Genomic DNA, 13,739 nt, shown 5'->3' with positions numbered 1-13,739 from the left:
GAAAAACAAAAGGGAGGCCGCGATGGCTCTGCAATTCTCAACCGTGACCCGCAAGGGACCGATCACCATCGTGACGCTGTCGCGTCCGGAAGTTTACAACGCACTGCACACCGATGCGCATAACGAGTTGCACGAGGTGTTCAACGACTTCGCTAGCGATCCCGAACAGTGGGTGGCGATCGTCACCGGCGCCGGCGACAAAGCGTTCTGTGCCGGCAACGATCTGAAGTGGCAGGCCGCCGGCGGCAAGCGCGGCTGGAACACGTCGGGCTTCGCCGGCCTCACCGCGCGCTTCGATTGTGACAAACCGATCATCGCTGCGGTGAACGGCGTCGCCATGGGCGGAGGCTTCGAGATCGCACTGGCCTGCGACCTGATCATCGCTGCGGAGAATGCGACCTTTGCCCTGCCCGAGCCGCGCGTCGGCCTCGCCGCACTCGCTGGCGGCCTGCAGCGCCTGCCGCGCCAGATCGGCATGAAGCGCGCCATGGGCATGATCCTCACCGCGCGCCATGTGAAGCCGCAGGAAGGCTATGAGCTCGGCTTCGTCAATGAAGTGGTGCCGCAGGGCGAGGCCCTGAACGCCGCGCTGCGTTGGGCCGAGACCATCTGCGAGAACTCACCGATGTCCATCCGCGCCTCCAAGCAGGCGATCCAGAAAGGCATGGCGGTGTCGCTGGAACAGGCGATTACCGAGCAGCGCGAATATCCCGCGGTGAAGGCCATGGCAGCGTCGGAGGATTATGTGGAAGGGCCGAAGGCGTTTTCGGAGAAGCGCAAGCCGAACTGGAAGGGGAAGTAGCGCCGCGGCGCTTACTTCGGTTCCAGCTCGCGTTTGTACGCCGCGTAATTCGGCTGATCGACGGCGAGCTTCGCCAGTGTCGTCTGCCACAGATGCTCTTTCACATCGGGCGTCGTGAGATCGATGTCGCCTTGCGCGATGCGGTCGGCAAGATCCTGGTTCAACCCGTCGAGCGTGCCATGCACGCCGAGCAGCATCGTCAATCCATGTAGCTCGGCGGCGTCGCTGTCGCCGGCGAGCGTGAGCTGCCGGGTCACCAGATCGAGCGCGTTGATCGCGACCCGCAGCTTGAACGCCGCATGGCCCGAGATCTGAGGCGCAATGTCGTTGCGGAGGAAGTCGGCAACGGCCTTTACCAGTTCGTCCGGCCTCGGTTCGTCCTGCATGTCATCACCTTGTTTTTGCGCATGATCTGATCCGAAAACCGGTCGCCACTTTTCGGGGTCATGCGCGCGGCGCCAATAGCCGTAACAGATCGATCTCCGTCTCCGACGAGCGCCGCCCGATCATCGCACGCTCCATCGAATGATCCGGGCCGAGACGAAACCGCTGCATCATGCCAACGCACATCACGCCCCAGCGCAGCGTGCCCATCACTTCCCAGAATTTCACGCGTGCCACATCGACGGCGATGCCGCTGGCCGTCTCGTAGCCGGCGAACAAATCTTCATAGGTGCCGAAACCGCCGACCGGCTTGTCGATGACGCCGAAGCGCCATGAATTGACGCAGATCCAGCCGAGATCTTCCATGGGATCGCCGAGATGCGCGAGCTCCCAGTCCAGCACCGCGCGGACGCCATCGGGCCCGATCATCAGATTGCCGTGACGGAAATCACCATGCACCAAAGTGACGCGCTCGGACGGGCCGGGATCGTGATCGCGCAGCCAGCAGAGCGCCAGCTGGAACACCGGCCGCGGCCAGCCAAAACCGTCGATCTCACGCTGCAATTCGGCGATTTCTGCTGCGGCATTCATGCGGCGAAGCTGCGGCAGGCTTGCAGCGGACAGTCCGTGGATCCCGGCAAGGATCTCCCCGCATTGCCGGGCAAGTTTGGGCCGCGCGTCGGCGAATTCATCGTCACGCAAGATCTTGCGCGGGATGGTTTCGCCGGCGACTCGCTGCATGATGAAACCCGTTCCCAGATCGTCATCCGCTTTGAGAACGTGAAGCACCTTCGGCGACGGCAGACCGGCGTCATGCGCGAGTTGCATCAGCACCGCTTCGGCATCGAGCCCTGCGGCTCGGCCGGGCGCAGCGCCATAACCCGACGGTGCGCGGCGCAGGATTGCGCCGATGGCGCCATCAGGATGCGTGATGTCGAACGACCACGTTTCTTGGCTGGCGCCGCCGGACAGCCGCGCTGCGGATGTCACGCCGGTGGCGCCATTGCACCACGACGTGACGCTGCGTGCGAGCAGCTCCGCGACGGAAGCTGAGCTCAAGGCCTATTTGCCCGTGAACTTGGCCGGACGTTTTTCCAGGAATGCGGCGACGCCTTCCTTGAAGTCCGGCGAAGCACCGGCGGCGCGCTGCGATTTTACCTCGAGATTGATCTGGTCCTCGAAGGAATTCTCCGGGCTTTCCCAGTAGAGCTTGCGGATCAGCGACAGCGCCAGCGTCGGACCATTGGCGAGATCGTGAGCGAGCTTCATGGCTTCATCCATCAGCGCCGCATCGTCATAGACGCGATTGACGAGGCCCCATTCCAGCGCCTTCTCGGCCGGCAGCTTTTCACCAAGCAACGACAGTTCGACCGAACGCGCCTTGCCGATCAAGCGCGGCAGGATCCAGGTCGAGCCGCAATCCGGCACCAGCCCGATACGACGGAAAGCCTGCAGGAAATAGGACGAGCGCGCACACAGAATGAGATCGCCCATCAGCGCAAAGCTCATGCCAGCGCCGGCGGCGGGGCCATTTACCGCGGTGACGATCGGGCAATGCAGGTTCTGCAGCCGGCGCAGGAACGGATGGAAGGCAGTCTCCAGCGTGGCGCCGGCGTTGCTGCGCGCCTTTGTGAGCTGATTGTTGCGCCCCTGAAGATTGGCGCCCGTGCAGAAGGCACGGCCGGCGCCGGTGAGGACCACGCAGCGCACGTCCGCCTTGCGATCATCGATCTCGTCCAGCGCTTCGCCGAGGCCGCCGAGCATGTCGACCGACACCGCGTTCATGACCTCCTGATGATCGAGCTTCAGGATGGCGACATTACCGTCGAAATCGAGCGTGACGTGTTTGAACTGCATGGTTTCCTCACGGGATGATCCGCGTGTTTATTCCGCGGTATGGAAGCTCTGTCTGGGCATGATCTGATCCGAAAACCGGCATCCACTTTTCGGGATCATGCGATTGTATGTCAGGCGGCATATTTGATTTTTCGGACGCGCTTGTCCATGCTTCCTGGGGAACACCAGCCCACCAACGGACGCACGGCATAACGCGCGCCAAACATGGAAACGCTGACATGGCAACGCCAACACACATTTTCGACCTGAGCGGCCGCGTGGCCATCATCACCGGCGGCAATGGCGGTATTGGCCTCGGCATCGCGCAGGCGCTGGCCACCGCCGGTTGCAACGTCTCGATCTGGGGCCGCAACGCCGAGAAGAACAAAGCCGCGGCTGCCACCATGGCGGATTGCACCGGCAAGGTCGACACGCTGGTCTGCGACGTGACCGACACCGCCTCGGTGAAGGCGGCGATGGATGCCACGCTCAAGACATTCGGCCGTGTCGATGGCTGCTTCGCCAATGCCGGCATCGGCGGCGGCGGCCGGCACAATTTCATTGACCGCACCGAAGAGCAGTGGCGTACCATGTTCGCCACCAATCTGGACGGTGTCTTCCATGCCTTCCAGGTGGCCGCACGGCATATGACCGAACGGGCCGAAGGCGGTGACAAGTTCGGCCGGCTGGTCGCAACATCGAGCCTCGCCTCGATCTTCGGCACCGCGCGCAACGAGCACTATGCGGCGACCAAGGCCGCGATCAATGCGCTGGTGCGCGCGCTGGCCGTCGAATTGGCCCGTCAGGGCGTGACAGCCAATGCGATCCTGCCCGGCTGGATCAAGAGCGACATGACCGCCGGGATCATGGGCAACGAGAAATTCGTCGCCAATGTGATGCCGCGCATTCCGGTGCGCCGTTTCGGCGAGCCCTCGGATTTCGGCGGCATCGCGGTTTATCTGATGAGCAAGGCATCGTCGTATCACACGGCGGATACGTTCGTGATCGATGGCGGGTATACGGCTTTTTAGCCAAAAACACAGACGTCATCCCCGGGCGGCGCGAAGCGAGCTTCGCTAGATGTCCCGGGGATTCACGTCTTGGCCTCAGCGCGAAGTAAGACGTGGATGGCCGGGACAAGCCCGGCCATGACGACCGGGGGGACCTAGTTTCTCGGCCCACCTCTACGATGCCACCGCCTCCTTTGGCCGCGCGCCCACCGTCATCGCGAATCCCTCATAGTCCTTTGTTGCGACATCATTGCAGATCTGCCGGTAGACACCGACGCCGCCGATATAGGGCATGAAAATCTGCGGCTTGCCGGGAATATTCGCGCCCATGTACCAGGAATTGGCCTGCGAATAGAGCGTGCCGGCCGCCACCTCATTGACATGCGCGACCCACTTGTCCTCCGCGGGATGCGTCGCCTCGATCACCTCTGCGCCACGGTTACGCATGTAGCTAAGGCAGTCGGTGATCCAGTCGACATGCTGCTCAATGGACACGATCATGTTCGACAGCACAGACGGCGAGCCGGGGCCGGTGACGATAAAGAGGTTCGGGAAGCCGGCACTCATCAAGCCGAGATAGGTTCGCGGGCCTTCCGCCCATTTGTCATTCAGCGTCTGGCCGCTGCGGCCGCGAATGTCGATCTTGGCGACCGAGCCGGTCATCGCATCGAAGCCGGTGGCGAGCACCAACGCGTCGACCTCGTAATCCTTGCCGCCGGTGCGCACGGCATGCGGCAGAATCTGCTCGATCGGATGGGCCTTGATATCGACCAGCGTCACATGCGGGCGATTGAAGGTCGCATAGTAATCTGTGTCGACGCAGATACGCTTTGAACCAACCGGATGATCCTTCGGCTGCAGCAGCCTTGCCGTTTCGGGATCGCTGACGATCTCCGAAATTCTCTCGCGGATAAAATCGGCGGCGGTATCGTTGGCGCGCTGATCCAGAACCAGGTTATTGTAGACGCCCATGAAGGTAAGCCCGCCCGATGTCCATCGCGCATGATACTTCTCACGCCTTTCATTTTCCGGATCGTCGAGCGCGCCGCGATCCGGAATCGGCTGCACGATGCCGTTCTTGAAATCCTCACGCGCCTGCCGGCGAATCTCCGGATAATTGTCGCGAAACGATTTACGCTCATCATCGGTGAGCGGCGCATTGCGCGCCGGCACGCTGAAATTCGCGGTGCGCTGGAACACGGTGAGCTGGCTCGCCTGTTCGGCGATCAGCGGGATCGACTGGATCGCCGACGAGCCGGTGCCGATGACGCCGACGCGCAGGCCGGTGAAATCGACTGTCTCATGCGGCCAGTTGCCGGTGTGATAGACCTTGCCCTTGAAGTCCTTCATGCCCCTGAATTCGGGCGTACGGGCGTTCGACAGGCAACCCGTCGCGAGCACGACATGCTGCGCGGTGGTGGTCTGACCATCGGAAGTCGTCACCGTCCATCGATTGGCGCGTTCGTCGAAGACAGCAGCTTTGACCGTCGTGTTGAACTGGATATCCCTGCGCAGATCGTAGCGATCGGCGACATGGCCGGCATAGCGCAGGATTTCCGGTTGCGGCGCGTAGCGCTCACTCCAGTTCCATTCCTGCTGCAATTTGTCATCGAACGAGAACGAATACTGCATGCTCTCGACGTCGCAGCGAGCGCCGGGATAGCGGTTCCAGTACCATGTGCCGCCGACATCGCCGCCCTGTTCGAACACCTTCACGGCAAGACCGAGGCCACGCAATTTGTACAACAAATAAAGCCCTGCGAACCCGGCGCCGACGACCACGACATCGATACGCGCGTTCTGATGCGAGACAGGTTGCGGCTGAGCAGCGGCCATGCGTTCACTCCCGTATTTTTTGCTTTGCTTGTTACAGGTAGCATTTCCCGCATAACGCGAAAGCGCAAGCAGGAAATCGGGCGTCGTTGCCCCGGTATTTTGCCAGGCGGAATGCCCCTCGTCCGCTTGGCATCGCCCTTCCCCATACGCTAGCGTTCATCACGAACTCGCCACATGAAGCGGGTCACAAGAGATTCAGGGAGACACGCCGATGAAGTCGCCGATCTGCGAGATGCTGGGCATCGCGTTTCCGCTACTCGCTTTCAGCCATTGCCGCGACGTGGTTGCCGCCGTCAGCCGCGCCGGCGGCTTCGGTGTGCTCGGCGCCACCGCGCATTCGCCGGAAACGCTGGAGCAGGAACTGAGGTGGATCGACGATCACGTCGACGGCAAGCCCTACGGCATCGACGTGCTGATCCCGGAGAACATCTCTACCGCAGGCGAGAAGGATGTCACCTGGAAGTCGCTGGAGCGCCGCATCACGCCGGAACATCGCGCTTTTACCAAGAACCTGCTGAAGAAATACGGCGTCGATCTCAAGATCACCGAAGTCTCCTCCGATCAGCCGCAGCCATTCGATGGCGAGACTGCACTGCGGCTGCTCGACGTCTCCTTCAATCATCCGATCCGGCTGATCGCCAATGCACTCGGCGTGCCGCCGAAGGCGATGATCGAGATGGGCAAAGCCCATGGCGTCCCCGTGGCAGCGCTCGTCGGTGCCAAGGAACATGCGATCCGGCAGGTTGCGGCCGGCGTCGATATTCTCGTGGCGCAGGGCACCGAGGCCGGCGGCCATTGCGGCGAGGTCTCGACCATGGTGCTGGTACCGGAGGTGATCAAGGCCATCAAGCCGATGCGCGAGGTCCCGGTGCTCGCCGCTGGCGGCATCATGACCGGGCGGCAGATGGCCGGCTGTATGGCGATGGGCGCGGCAGGCGTCTGGACCGGTTCGGTGTGGTTGGCCACGACAGAATCCGAAACCTCCGAAATTTTTCGCGAGAAGATGATTGCCGCCTCGTCGCGTGACGCGATCCGCTCCAAGGGACGCACAGGCAAGCCCGCACGGCAATTGCGCTCGGTCTGGACCGATGCCTGGGATCGCGGCGAGGACAGTCCCGGCGCGCTGCCGATGCCGCTGCAGAGCCTGATCAGCCGCGATGCTTTCGCCTCGATTGATCGTTCCGCAGCCGCGGGCAATGCGCAGGCACGGGATCTGGTCAGCTATTTCGTCGGGCAAGGCGTCGGCCTGATTGACAGCGTCAAGTCGGCAGGCGCAGTTGTGCAGGAATTCAAGGAGGACTTTGCCGAAGCGGCAGAGCACCTCACCATGCTGGTTTCCGAATAAAGGCAAGAGCAAGAACAATGGCAGCGTCGAACCAAGCTGAAGACCGCATCCCCGTCATCGTCGGCGTCGGCGAATTCTCGGATCATCCGAAGGAGCTCACGGAGGGTCTCGAGCCGCTCGCGCTGATGATCGAGGCGCTGAAGCGCGCGGAGCAGGACTCTGGCGGGAAGCTGCTTGGGGATATCGACTCGCTCGACATCGTGAACTTCCTGAGCTGGCGCTACACCGCACCGGAGAAGCAGCTCAGCGAGAAGCTCGGCATCGCGCCGAAGCACGCCTATTACGGCCCGGTCGGCGGCGAGAGCCCGATCCGTTACATTCATGAAGCAGCCAAGCGTATCGCGCGCGGCGAATCTCAGGTCGCAGCGATCACCGGCGCGGAATCGCAGGGCACGGCCACCAAGGCCGAACGCGCCAAGGTGGATCTGCCCTGGACGCCATTCGCCAAGGATGCGCCGGAGCCGCTGCGCGGTGCCAACTACCAGAAGCCGATGGCGACCAAGCTCGGCGTGGCCAAACCGGTCACGGTCTACCCGTTCTATGAAGCCGCCTCCGCCGCGCATTGGGGCCAGACGCCGCGCGAGGCCCATCGCGAATCCGGCGAGCTGTGGTCGCGCTATGCAGGCGTCGCGGCGACCAATCCGGAAGCGTGGAACAAGAAGGCCTTCACGCCCGACGAGATCACAACGCCGACGCCTGACAACCGGCTGATCGCCTGGCCCTATACCAAGCTGATGGTCGCCAATCCGATGGTGAACCAGTCGGCCGCCATCCTCGTCACCAGCCTTGCCAAGGCGCGCGCTGCCGGCGTGCCCGAGGATCGCATCGTGCATATCTGGGGCGGCGCTTCGGCCGAGGAGCCGCGCGACTATCTCGACCGCGACCAGTATGTGGAAAGCCACGCGCAGAATGCGGTGCTGAAAGTCGCGATGGATCTGGTCGGCGGCTCCGGCAAGAATTTCGGCGCCATCGAGCTCTATAGCTGCTTCCCCTGCGTGCCGAAGATGGCCCGCCGCACCCTCGGCCTTGGCAGCGATGTACAACCAACCGTGACCGGCGGTCTCACCTTCTTTGGCGCGCCGCTGAACGACTACATGGCGCATGCCGCCTGCGCGATGGTCCGCAAAATCCGCGCGGGGACCAAGACTGGATTGCTCTACGCGCAAGGCGGCTTCGTCACCAAGCACCACGCGCTGGTGGTGTCGAAGGCGATACCCAAGGCACCGATCGCACAGGATACAAACGTGCAGGCAGACGCTGATCGCAACCGCAAGCCCGTTCCGACATATGTCACCGAGGCCTCGGGCAACGGCACTGTCGAAAGCTTCACGGTGATCTACGGCCGCAGCGGCGAGATCGAGCACGGCGTGGTGATCCTGCGCACTGCTGCCAATGAACGCGCGCTGGCGCGTGTGCCGGTGCAGGACCAGGCGACGCTGGCGTTTCTGATGGATCAGGACAAGACGCCGGTGGGAGCGTCAGGGCCGATCAGCACGGCAGGTGACGGCGTGCTGGAGTGGCGAAAGGCGCGATAAAGCGAAATGACCAAATTCATTCCAAAGGACGCAAACTTCGAGGCCCGCGTGCAGGCGAGCTTCGCCCGCCAAACGGCGATGGCGACACTGGGTATCGAAGTTGCGCGTCAGGCAGCCGGCGAAGTCGAGCTCAAAATGCCGTACAACACCGCCTTTACGCAGCAGCACGGGTTCATTCATGCCGGCATCATCACGACAGCGCTGGATACAGCCTGCGGGTATGCCGCCTTCTCGCTGATGCCCGACGATGCCGCGGTTCTGACCGTCGAATTCAAGACCAATTTTCTGGCCCCGGCCCGCGGCGAGCAGTTCCTGTTTCGGGCCCGCGTGCTCAAGCCCGGCCGAACCATAACGGTTTGTGAGGGCCAGGCCTTTGCGGTGGAGCGAGGCGAGGAGAAACTGATCGCAACAATGAGCTGCACCCTGATGGCGCTGTTCGATCGCGAAGGCATCACGCACTAGATAATCGTAAACGCAGGGGTCGTTATGCCGGGCATACGAGCCCGGCATAGCGCGGCGTCAACGCCCTACCCCTTCACTTCCTTCTTGTCCGTCTCTGCCGTCGGCTTACCGCTCTTCGGCGCGCTGCCGCCGGTAATGCGGACCTTGTCGCCGTCGTTGAGGCCGTCCGGCGGGGCAATGACGATACGGTCATCGGCGGTGATGCCGGACGCGAGCTCGATGTCGCGGCCGAGATCGCGGGCAATGGTCACGGTCTTGAACAGGATCTTGTCGTCCGGGCCAACGGTCGCGACGCGTAGACCGCTCTTGTTGAAGATCAGCGCCGAAGCCGGCACATGCAGCGGCGCGGAATCGCGCGCGAGGCTCATCTTCACATTGGCATAGCCACCCGGCAGCAATTCGCCATTGGGGTTGTCGAGCACGAGCTGCATGCGCGTGGTGCCCGACGCCACATCGACCGATTGCGACGAGGCCTCCACCGTGGCCGGGAACGTCTTGTTCGGATGATCGGGCACGCTGATGATCGCCTTGGCGCCTAACCTGATCGCCGGCACATAGCTCTGCGGCACGTCGACATAAACGCGCAACTTCTTGATATCAGATACCACGAACATCGCGGCGCCGGTGCCGGTGCCGCCCGAGATCAGCGCGCCGACGTCGGTATTGCGCTGGGTCACAACACCATCGAACGGCGCGGTGATCTTCTTGTAACCGGCGAGTGCTTCCAGCCGTTCGACATTGGCCTGGCCGGAATTCACGGCGGCGCGCTTGTTATTGAGGTCGGCGGTGCGTTCGTCGATTTCCTGCGCCGAGACGAAATTCGACGCCACCAGCGTCTTGCGGCGGTTCAGCGTCGCTTCCGACAGTTTGGCGCTGGACTGCTGGCTGACAAGGTCAGCACGGGCCTGCAGCAACTGCTGATCGAGGTCCGGGGCTTCGATCTCGGCGATCACCTGGCCGGATTTGACCTGTGCACCGATATCGGCGCTCCAGCTCTTCAGATAGCCCGAGACGCGGGCAAAAATCGGCGCGCGGTAATAGGCTTCGAGCCGGCCGGGCAGATCGAGCGACGCGTTGAGAACGCGGGCATCCGGCGGAGCCACAGCCACCGTTGGGATCGCCTGATCGTCGGTCCAGGCCTTTAAATCGCTCTCGGTCTTGGCGCGGGCCATGATGCCGGTGACGACGATGGCGCCTGCGGCGCACAGGCCAATCACTCCGACCAGGCCGAGCTTGCGGCGCGATACCGGGGGGGTCTGCTCAGTGGGCATGCAAAGTCTCCGAGGTGGCCGCGTCCGGCGCAGGCTGCTGTTTCTTGTGAACCATGCTGAACACCACCGGCACGAACATCAACGTGGCGATGGTAGCAAAAATCAGGCCGCCGATGACAGCGCGGCCAAGTGGCGCATTCTGCTCGCCGCCTTCGCCCAGCCCGAGCGCCATCGGCGCCATGCCGATGATCATGGCCAAAGCGGTCATGAGCACAGGCCGGAAGCGGACGAAACCGGCTTCCGAGGCGGCCTTGATGGGGTCGCCGAGGATCGCGTAGCGCTCGCGGGCAAAGGAAATCACCAGCACCGAATTGGCCGTCGCGACACCCATACACATGATGGCACCGGTCAATGCCGGAACCGACAGCGTGGTCTGCGTCGTGAACAGCATCCAGACGATACCGGCCAATGCCGCCGGCAGCGCGGTGATGATCACGAACGGATCGGACCAGGACTGGAAGTTCACGACGATCAAGAGATAGATCAGCACGATCGCGCCGAGCAGGCCGAACAAAAGGCCGGCGAAGGCGCTGTTCATGGTCTGCACCTGACCGAGCAGCGCCACATTGCTGCCCTTCGGCACATCCGCCTTGGTTTCTTCGAGCACCTTGTAGATATCGTTGGACACGGAGCCGAGATCGCGGCCCTGCGTGGTGGCATAGATCTGCACCATCGACTGGATGTCATATTGCGACACCACGGCATTCGAGGTCGAGCGATTGATGCTGGCAATGCCGCCGAGCATCGGGGAGTTGTTGCTGGCATTCACGGCGGTGATCGGCAGCGTCTCCAGCGCCCCCAGCGAATCCAGTTTGTATTGCGGCGTCTGCATCACGATGGAATAGGACACGCCGTTATCAGGACTGAGATAATAGGTCGGCGCGACTTGCGACGAACCTGCGAGGTTGACCACGAGGCTGTTGGTGACATCGCGCTCGGTCAGGCCGACATACTGCGCACGGGTGCGGTCGACATCGATGTTGAAGCCGGGATTGTTCGGCGACTGCTGGAGCCGTGCATCGGCAATGCCGGGAATGCGACGGATCTTGCCGAGCAGCTTGTTGGCATATTCGAAGTTCGCCGCGAGATTCGCACCGCGGATCTGCAGGTCGATCGGGGCCGGAGCGCCGAAGTTCAGGATCTGGCTGACGATGTCGGCAGGCAGGAAGGCAAAGCTGACGCCCGGGAACTGCCGCGGCAGTTGCTCGCGCAATTGTCGCACATATTCCTCGGTCGGCCTGTGGCCTTCCTTCAGCTTGATCTGGAAGTCACCATCCTGGGGGCCGATCACGCCGGTGTTGTTATAGGTGAGATTGATGCCGGAGACGGGCATGCCGATATTGTCGGTCATGGTCTCGATCTGATCCGGCGGGATGATCTTGCGCACCGCCTTGGTGATATCAGCGAACTGGTTCGCGGTTTCCTCGATGCGGGTGCCGACCTGCGCGCGAACATGCATCAGGATGGCGCCGCCGTCGACCGACGGGAAGAAGTTACGGCCAAGGAACGGCACCAGCAGAAACGACACGCCGACGACGCCGAGGAAGCCAATCACAAAAACGGGGCGCCGCGCCAGCGCCATATCCAGCAGGCCGTGATAGCCGCCACGGATACGCTCGAAGCCGGCCTCGAAGCCACGCTGGAAACGCACCAGCGGATTGCGGGTCGGCGGTTTCTCGCCGTCATGATGGACATGCGGCTGCAGCAGATACTTGGCCATGGTCGGCACCAGCGTGCGCGACAGCAGGAACGACCAGACCATCGCGAACATCACCGCTTCGGCCATCGGTACGAACAGGAAGCGCGCAATGCCGTTGAGGAAGAACATCGGCACGAAGACGATACAGATACACAGCAGTGACACGAAAGCCGGCGTCACGATCTGCGCCGCACCATCCATGATCGAGGTCTCGACGTCCTTGCCCTGCTCTAGATGGTAATTGATGTTCTCGATGGTCACCGTGGCATCGTCGACGAGAATGCCGACTGCGAGCGCCAGACCGCCCAGCGTCATGATGTTCAGCGTTTCGCCGATCATCGACAGCATGATGATGGCACCGAGCACCGCCAGCGGGATCGACACCGCGATGATAACGGTGGAACGCCAGCTGCCAAGGAACAGCAGGATCATCACCGACGTCAGCAAGGCCGCGATGACGCCTTCCACGGCCACGCCCTCGATGGCGCCGCGCACGAAGCCGGATTGGTCGCCGATATAGCTGATCTTCAATGCGTCCGGCAACGCGGCGCGATAATCGATCACCTTCTGCTTGATGCCGGATATGATATCGAGCGTCGAAACCGAACCGGCCTTCAGCACCTGCATCAGCACCGAGCGATTGCCATCCACATGCACGATATTGGTCTGCGGCGGATTGCCGTCGCGCACGGTGGCGACGTCATCCACATAGACCATGGCGCCGTTGACGCTCTTGATTGGCAGCCGGCCGAGTTCTTCGATCTTCAGCGGCGAGTTGTTGAGGTTGATCGTGTATTCGAACTCGCCGATCTTCTGCGTGCCGACCGGCGTGATCAGGTTCTGCGCCGCCAATGCATTGGCGACGTCCTGACCCGAGAGACCACGCGCCTGTAGCGCGCCCGGATTGAGATCGATCTGAATCTGACGCTGTTTGCCGCCAAACGGATATGGGATCGCGGCACCTGGCACGGTGACCAACGGCGTACGGAGCTGGTTGATGCCGATATCGGCGAGGTTCTGTTCGGTAAGACCGTCACCCGACAATGCAACGTTGATGATCGGAACCGTCGAGGCCGAGTAGTTCAGAATCAGCGGGGGCGTGGCGCCGGGCGGCAACTGCTTGATCAGCGTCTGTGAGATCGCGGTGACCTGCGCGTTGGCGGTGCGGATGTCGACATTGGGCTGGAAGAAGATCTTGATGATGCCGAAGCCGGCATAGGAATTGGCAGTGATATGCTCGATATCATTGACCGTGGTGGTCAGTGCGCGCTGGAACGGCGTGGTGATACGGCCGGACATCTGGTCCGGCGGCAGGCCGGTATACTGCCAGACCACGCCGATGACGGGGATGCGAATATCCGGGAAAATATCGGTTGGCGTGCGAAGTGCGGCCAGCGGCCCGACAATCAGCAGCAGCAGGGCCAGCACCACAAAGGTGTAAGGCCGGGTCAGGGCGATGCGCACCAACGAGATCATGAACGGGCAGTCCTCGATATATTGACGAGAGGGGCACTGCGGGAACCCGCCTGCCCACGATCGAATTCACCTGTTTAGAGAGA

Annotated in this window: 11 protein-coding genes; 5 read left to right on the top strand and 6 right to left on the bottom strand. The window is 62.3% G+C overall.

What is annotated here, in order from left to right; translation table 11 throughout:
- Positions 1 to 22: 22 nt before the first annotated feature.
- Positions 23 to 802, top strand: a complete 780-nt coding sequence (locus AB8B02_RS29755; protein WP_120288442.1) for an enoyl-CoA hydratase-related protein — start codon at positions 23 to 25, stop codon at positions 800 to 802.
- 11 nt (positions 803 to 813) lie between these two features.
- Here AB8B02_RS29755 and AB8B02_RS29750 read toward each other — a convergent pair whose 3' ends face one another.
- The 3 genes from AB8B02_RS29750 to AB8B02_RS29740 are packed head-to-tail and all read right to left on the bottom strand — an operon-like array spanning position 814 to position 3,043.
- The gene (locus AB8B02_RS29750; protein ID WP_120288441.1) at positions 814 to 1,188 is read right to left on the bottom strand and encodes a DUF6285 domain-containing protein; all 375 of its coding nucleotides are present in this window, start codon (positions 1,186 to 1,188) and stop codon (positions 814 to 816) included.
- A 58-nt stretch (positions 1,189 to 1,246) separates the two neighbouring features.
- Positions 1,247 to 2,245 carry a phosphotransferase family protein gene (locus tag AB8B02_RS29745; RefSeq protein WP_199712022.1) on the bottom strand — a complete coding sequence of 333 codons (999 nt, stop codon included), beginning with the start codon at positions 2,243 to 2,245 and terminating at the stop codon, positions 1,247 to 1,249.
- A 3-nt stretch (positions 2,246 to 2,248) separates the two neighbouring features.
- Positions 2,249 to 3,043 (bottom strand): enoyl-CoA hydratase/isomerase, encoded by a 795-nt coding sequence (locus AB8B02_RS29740; RefSeq protein WP_120288440.1) that lies wholly within the window; start codon positions 3,041 to 3,043, stop codon positions 2,249 to 2,251.
- Between the two features lie 218 nt (positions 3,044 to 3,261).
- Between AB8B02_RS29740 and AB8B02_RS29735 the strand changes: the two genes are divergently transcribed.
- Positions 3,262 to 4,053 (top strand): SDR family oxidoreductase, encoded by a 792-nt coding sequence (locus AB8B02_RS29735; protein WP_120288439.1) that lies wholly within the window; start codon positions 3,262 to 3,264, stop codon positions 4,051 to 4,053.
- Between the two features lie 153 nt (positions 4,054 to 4,206).
- Here AB8B02_RS29735 and AB8B02_RS29730 read toward each other — a convergent pair whose 3' ends face one another.
- Entirely contained in the window at positions 4,207 to 5,868 is a 1,662-nt protein-coding gene (locus AB8B02_RS29730) for a flavin-containing monooxygenase (RefSeq protein WP_120288438.1), read from the bottom strand.
- Positions 5,869 to 6,079: 211 nt separating this feature from the next.
- Between AB8B02_RS29730 and AB8B02_RS29725 the strand changes: the two genes are divergently transcribed.
- Genes AB8B02_RS29725 through AB8B02_RS29715 form a run of 3 tightly spaced genes read left to right on the top strand, consistent with a single transcriptional unit; the run spans position 6,080 to position 9,210 of the window.
- A complete protein-coding gene (locus AB8B02_RS29725) occupies positions 6,080 to 7,213 on the top strand; it encodes a nitronate monooxygenase (protein WP_120288437.1) in 1,134 nt (377 codons plus the stop codon).
- A 17-nt stretch (positions 7,214 to 7,230) separates the two neighbouring features.
- Positions 7,231 to 8,748, top strand: coding sequence for an acetyl-CoA acetyltransferase (locus tag AB8B02_RS29720; protein ID WP_120288436.1), 1,518 nt, complete (start codon positions 7,231 to 7,233; stop codon positions 8,746 to 8,748).
- A 6-nt stretch (positions 8,749 to 8,754) separates the two neighbouring features.
- Positions 8,755 to 9,210, top strand: coding sequence for a PaaI family thioesterase (locus AB8B02_RS29715; RefSeq protein ID WP_120288435.1), 456 nt, complete (start codon positions 8,755 to 8,757; stop codon positions 9,208 to 9,210).
- A gap of 65 nt (positions 9,211 to 9,275) precedes the next feature.
- Here AB8B02_RS29715 and AB8B02_RS29710 read toward each other — a convergent pair whose 3' ends face one another.
- Both AB8B02_RS29710 and AB8B02_RS29705 read right to left on the bottom strand, forming a co-directional pair.
- Positions 9,276 to 10,481, bottom strand: coding sequence for an efflux RND transporter periplasmic adaptor subunit (locus tag AB8B02_RS29710; protein ID WP_092139487.1), 1,206 nt, complete (start codon positions 10,479 to 10,481; stop codon positions 9,276 to 9,278).
- Positions 10,471 to 13,656: an efflux RND transporter permease subunit gene (locus AB8B02_RS29705; RefSeq protein ID WP_120288434.1), complete on the bottom strand. Its 3,186-nt coding sequence runs from the start codon at positions 13,654 to 13,656 to the stop codon at positions 10,471 to 10,473. Before AB8B02_RS29705 ends, AB8B02_RS29710 begins: the two co-directional genes overlap by 11 nt.
- Positions 13,657 to 13,739 lie beyond the last annotated feature (83 nt).

It is taken from the genome of Tardiphaga sp. 862_B3_N4_1, assembly GCF_051811085.1.
Taxonomy (GTDB): domain Bacteria; phylum Pseudomonadota; class Alphaproteobacteria; order Rhizobiales; family Xanthobacteraceae; genus Tardiphaga; species Tardiphaga robiniae.
Note: the sequence above shows the minus strand (reverse complement) of the source record. Positions and strands in the feature narration are given on the sequence as shown.

Coding starts and splice junctions, on each gene's coding strand:
- AB8B02_RS29715 (WP_120288435.1), top strand. CDS start 8,755: ATGACCAAATTCATTCCAAAGGACGCAAACTTCGAGGCCCGCGTGCAG.
- AB8B02_RS29730 (WP_120288438.1), bottom strand. CDS start 5,868: ATGGCCGCTGCTCAGCCGCAACCTGTCTCGCATCAGAACGCGCGTATC.
- AB8B02_RS29705 (WP_120288434.1), bottom strand. CDS start 13,656: ATGATCTCGTTGGTGCGCATCGCCCTGACCCGGCCTTACACCTTTGTG.
- AB8B02_RS29740 (WP_120288440.1), bottom strand. CDS start 3,043: ATGCAGTTCAAACACGTCACGCTCGATTTCGACGGTAATGTCGCCATC.
- AB8B02_RS29710 (WP_092139487.1), bottom strand. CDS start 10,481: ATGCCCACTGAGCAGACCCCCCCGGTATCGCGCCGCAAGCTCGGCCTG.
- AB8B02_RS29755 (WP_120288442.1), top strand. CDS start 23: ATGGCTCTGCAATTCTCAACCGTGACCCGCAAGGGACCGATCACCATC.
- AB8B02_RS29735 (WP_120288439.1), top strand. CDS start 3,262: ATGGCAACGCCAACACACATTTTCGACCTGAGCGGCCGCGTGGCCATC.
- AB8B02_RS29720 (WP_120288436.1), top strand. CDS start 7,231: ATGGCAGCGTCGAACCAAGCTGAAGACCGCATCCCCGTCATCGTCGGC.
- AB8B02_RS29725 (WP_120288437.1), top strand. CDS start 6,080: ATGAAGTCGCCGATCTGCGAGATGCTGGGCATCGCGTTTCCGCTACTC.
- AB8B02_RS29750 (WP_120288441.1), bottom strand. CDS start 1,188: ATGCAGGACGAACCGAGGCCGGACGAACTGGTAAAGGCCGTTGCCGAC.